5 protein-coding genes are annotated in these 4,689 nt (G+C 45.7%); 2 read left to right on the plus strand and 3 right to left on the minus strand.

The features are described 5' to 3' along the window. On the plus strand, window positions 1-462 hold a 462-nt coding region (locus WCO51_09790; protein ID MEI6513549.1), incomplete at its 5' end, for a S4 domain-containing protein. A gap of 106 nt (window positions 463-568) precedes the next feature. Further along, window positions 569-2,215, plus strand: a complete 1,647-nt coding sequence (locus WCO51_09795; GenBank protein ID MEI6513550.1) for an ATP-binding protein — start codon at window positions 569-571, stop codon at window positions 2,213-2,215. On the opposite strand, the gene WCO51_09800 is transcribed toward WCO51_09795, so the two are convergent. The 3 genes from WCO51_09800 to WCO51_09810 all read right to left on the minus strand — a co-directional run. After that, window positions 2,205-3,140, minus strand: a complete 936-nt coding sequence (locus WCO51_09800; protein MEI6513551.1) for a hypothetical protein — start codon at window positions 3,138-3,140, stop codon at window positions 2,205-2,207. The genes WCO51_09795 and WCO51_09800 overlap by 11 nt on opposite strands. Before the next feature lie 21 nt (window positions 3,141-3,161). Further along, window positions 3,162-3,950, minus strand: coding sequence for a M48 family metalloprotease (locus WCO51_09805; GenBank protein ID MEI6513552.1), 789 nt, complete (start codon window positions 3,948-3,950; stop codon window positions 3,162-3,164). 56 nt (window positions 3,951-4,006) lie between these two features. Continuing rightward, window positions 4,007-4,689, minus strand: a 683-nt coding sequence (locus tag WCO51_09810; protein MEI6513553.1) for an alpha-L-rhamnosidase C-terminal domain-containing protein, incomplete at its 5' end; no start/stop codon positions are given.

Raw genomic sequence — 4,689 nt, forward strand, 5'->3', positions numbered from 1 at the left:
ATCCCCGACAACATCATGACAAACTATTTCGAACTAGCCACCGATGTGCCGATGGATGAAGTCAAAAAGTTGGAGGCCGCCTGGACCTCCGGCCAAATAAACCCAATGGAAGCAAAACGCCGATTGGCAAGAGAAATCGTCACTCTCTATCACGATGCTGAAGCAGCTCAAGCCGCCGAGGAGCACTTCACCCGCCTTTTCTCCAAGCGTGAAGAGGACGAAGAAGCTCCGGAGCATCAGGTTCCAACCGACTTGGTTCGAGACGGAGCCGTCAGCCTTTCCCACCTAATCGCCGCAATCGAGCTAGCCCCCAGCGTAGGCGCTGCCAGACGATTAATCGAACAAGGCGGAGTCGAGCTTAACGGCCAAAAAGTAAAAACCCAAAACCCCATCCCCCTCCAAGACTTAGACAATGCCCTGCTAAGAGTAGGAAAACTCAAGTTCGCAAGGTTGAAAGTATAAATCAAGTCACATATGCGTGCGCGGCTTGCCGAGCTTTGATTTTTAATTGATTTATGAAGAATTCAAATAATCAGTAGCTAATCTTGAAAATGGGGTGGAAGACAAGATGGATAAATCTAAGGAAGAACAGAGGGGGCTACTAGCCTCTTTGCATCATGAACTACGCTCAACGGTTACCGTTATTATCGGTTGCTGTGAACTGCTGCTTGAAAACAAAGGAAAAGAGCTTGGAAACGAGCAAGCCACAAGTCTTCAGCGGTTACGCTTGGGCAGTATTGAATGGCTAAGGCTTATCGATGACCTTCTGGGCGCTGATGCGAACCGCAACCAATCAGGAGAAGAAGCGCTTCGTCATAGATGCCGTTCGTCTCTCCATGCAATTCTGGGCAATGCTGAAATGCTCTTAGATCAAGTGAGGGAGAAATCGCTCAAAAGTCTTATTCCTGACATGCAAACAATGGTCGCTGCAGGAAGGCGATTGCTTTTGCTTGTGGAGAAATGCTTAGAGGAAGGCGATTTGCAAATTATCCACAGCCAAACCGACCCAACCAAAACATTCTCTGCACCCGATGTCGATGATGTCCTCTCTGTGACCAGTCCCATATCTCCAGCAGCATCACAAGAGCAACCCGGCTTTATTCTGGTGGTCGACAATCAAGAGCAAAATCGTGATTTGTTAGTACGCCGGCTCGAAGGGGATGGTCATGGGGTCGAGATTGCCTCCTCTGGCCAACAGGCGTTAGACCTTGCTCGATCTCAAAAACCCGAATTAATCCTGCTCAATCTAATATTGCCCGAAATGACCGGTCATGAAGTATTGCAACAGTTGAAAGCCGATGAAGGTTTAATGAATATCCCGGTGATTGTCATTTCGGCGTTGGCCGAATCCAATGCTGCAGCGCGATGTGTTGAAATTGGCGCTGATGACTATCTTACCCTGCCCATCGCTCCCGTCCTGCTTCGAGCACGAGTCAATTCATGCCTTGAGAAAAAGCGCTTGAGAGATCGCGAAAAACAGCTCTTTACGAAACTCCAGGAAAGCTACGACCGATTAGAAGCACTCGGAAAGCTCAAAGATGACTTAACCCACATGATTATTCACGACCTGCGCACCCCTCTCACTTCCGTCATCACAGGCCTTATGACCATCGAAGGGGTGGGCGAATTAGAAGAAGTTCAAAAGGAACTTCTCGACAACTCCATTTATGATGGGCAGGTTCTTTTGGGAATGGTCAACGACCTGTTGGACATCACCAAAATGGAAGACGGCTCCCTCCAACTTGAACGAGCGGAACTTGAACCTCATGAAATTATTTCTCGCGCCCTTGAACAAGTCCAAACGCTCGCCAAAGAAAAGCATCAGGTCTTGGATGCGAAAGTTGAAAACGATCTCAAAATAATCAACGCAGATGAAGACAAGCTCCGCCGAACCCTCGTCAACTTAGTCGGTAATTCAGTGAAGTTCACCCCTGAAAACGGAACGATAACAATTTCAGTTAAGCTCGATAAACATGGAGATCCGGTCATCTTCGCAGTCTCCGATACCGGCGAAGGCATCCCAAAGGAGGCGTTCGAAAAGATTTTCGAAAAATTCGGCCAAGTGGAGAGCCGTAAATCAGGCAGAAAGATGTCGACAGGCTTAGGCCTTACATTCTGCAAAATGGCCGTAGAAGCACACGGTGGCCGTATCTGGGTAGAGAGCGAACTAGGCAAAGGCACAACCTTCTGGTTCACTATTCCATCTAAGACTTAACTGGAATTCTTCTAAAGGAACGGGCGATTTTCCTAAAAATGGGCAGGTAATTGCTCTTTAGCCCCACATTGACGGTTCCAATCATCACATAGTAATCGTATTTCTCAAATACTACTACTTGATACAGGAAATACTTCTTTCCACTAGATGTCCTAATTCCTGTACCAACAGTCTCAAACCCAGGAAGTCCGTTTATTCGAACAGAACTTGTCTGCTGAGCTTTTGTATCCTTAAAAATTGGCCTTCGATTAAAAGAGGACAGTGCAAAAGCTTTGCGATCTTTTATCGCCATTTTATAAGAAATTGATGGAGCGATTACCATACGAGGATCGTCTGGTTTTTTAGAAGGGAATTTGCCACCCTTTGACAGAATAAGACTATTTGCAAATTCACTAGCGATTTTCATATCGCCAACTGAACTAACCTTAAACTTAAGAGCGCTTCCTAAACCCCCTTGTTTTGTTGTTATTCTCGCGCTTAAAACAGATTGCTTCATGGTTTCAGAAAGAGTCTCTTGTAGTTCTGATGGAAATGCACCGTTGATGATATATGATGTTTTCTCATCTCCAAAAGCGCCCGTCCACTTATGATATGTAATCCCGTTTGATTCTTGCGATAATAAAAATAAATTGCCTTTAAATTCACCAAAAGATGCTTTCTCTTGGTTCAATAATTTCATCCCTTTGCTTGCGAAACCTTCTTTTGTAAATCCACTTGAAATCTTAGAATAATCAACAGGAAGTTCAACAATCATAATAGACGCGCCTGTCTCTTCTGATATAAAACCAGTAAAACGCTCCGCTTTAGAAAAGCCTGCGGGGGGAACGATCTCAATCTTAGTTCCAATAACATGAACCGGTTTTTGACTGTTAGCTAATAATCCTAAAGCGAGTACAGCTACAGCGAAAATAATGCGTATTTTCATATATCCCTCTTTTGTCTGGAATTACTTCTTACTAGTACCCAAAGTACAGTCGGTGGATTTCTTTAGTTTTTCTATTCGCTCCTGGGTTTTTTTGATGCGGGCTTTGGTGTCTGGGTGGGAGCGTAGGAGTTCGATTGAGCTGGCATCGCCGCCTGCTTTTTTAAGAATCTCGAACAATTGCACCATTCCAGTGGTGTCAAAACCAGCGCGGCACATGTTGAGAAGACCGCTTTCATCGGCTTGATCCTCATCTTTGCGAGAGTAGCTGAGAATCATGAGCGTATCAATCCCGCCAGCGATAGTCTGCCAGGTTGAGCCGGCTTTTGTTAGCCCTAAAATGATAGCCAAACCCAACTCACGCTTGGTGGCATCGGCAACCATATTGGCCCAATGCTCTTTATAGACATGCGCCATCTCGTGGCCGACAACCGCCGCCATCTGGTTGTCGTTATCCATCTTATCGGATAAGCCTGTATAAATGAAAATACTTCCCCCAGGAAGGGCGAAAGCATTCACTTCTTTACTTTGAATCAGGTAGAAATTCCACTTCCAGTCTTTTTTCTGTTTGTCAGGTAAATTCTCCAATAGCTTTGTTGAAATCCGCTGTAGCGCATCAGCTTTTGGGCCGGTCGCCAGCTTCTTTTCTCGCAATACATCCTTGGCGGCTTGCTCGCCCATTCTGATCTGGTCGGACTTGCCCGGCTTGAACATATCGGCGTTCGCGGGTATGCCAAATGATGCTAATAGTATTGAGATAGTAAGCCATCTAATGACACTTTTGCCATTAATGCTAAGGCACTTAAGAGACATAGTGAAACCTCCACCTAACGTGTCTATATTTCAATACGAGCAAACTTTTAAAATCGTTAAGAACTAAAATTGTATGATCCGCCGCCAATTTGATAAACGGCATAGCCGTCGGCCATCTTGACAAAGCTCACACCCTCTGATTCCTCTGCCGGTTTGCCGCTTTCTTTTACGCTCGTTTTATCCTTGGAAGGCACATAAACCGTGGCTACTGTATTTGTCGGTATAGTGACTTCGAGAATAAAGTCGCCATCAGGTTCCTTCTTCCAATTACTCACTATCTTACCGAGGATTGAGCCGTATTCGGCTTGGGCATAAGTCAACTCATCACCCGGATAGGGATGAATGATGATAAGCCTGAAGCCAGGGTTATCCATATCATACTGAATACCGCCAATATAGCGGAACATCCACTCGCCCACTGCGCCGAAGGCATAATGGTTGAATGAGTTCATGTCAGGATCCTGAAAACCTACCCCCTCGATATAACCATCCCATCGCTCCCAAATTGAGGTAGCGCCCATCTTTATGACGTAGCCCCATGAGGGATATGTTTCGCTTAAAAGCAGCTTATAAGCCACTTCAGGGTATCCCGCTTCCGTCACTGTCGGCATCAGATAGCAGGTGCCGATAAAGCCGGTCGAAAGATGCCATCCACGTGATTTAACGTCTTCAATCAAAAGAGCGGCAGCCATTTCTCTAAGCTCATCCGGCAGAAGACCCATTTTTAACGCCAAAACAT

The organism is bacterium (assembly GCA_037131655.1).
In the GTDB taxonomy this organism is placed as follows: domain Bacteria; phylum Armatimonadota; class Fimbriimonadia; order Fimbriimonadales; family JBAXQP01; genus JBAXQP01.

Excerpts from the sequence above, each read along its gene's own strand:
- WCO51_09795 (MEI6513550.1), top strand. The coding sequence starts at position 569 with ATGGATAAATCTAAGGAAGAACAGAGGGGGCTACTAGCCTCTTTGCAT.
- WCO51_09805 (MEI6513552.1), bottom strand. The coding sequence starts at position 3,950 with ATGTCTCTTAAGTGCCTTAGCATTAATGGCAAAAGTGTCATTAGATGG.
- WCO51_09800 (MEI6513551.1), bottom strand. The coding sequence starts at position 3,140 with ATGAAAATACGCATTATTTTCGCTGTAGCTGTACTCGCTTTAGGATTA.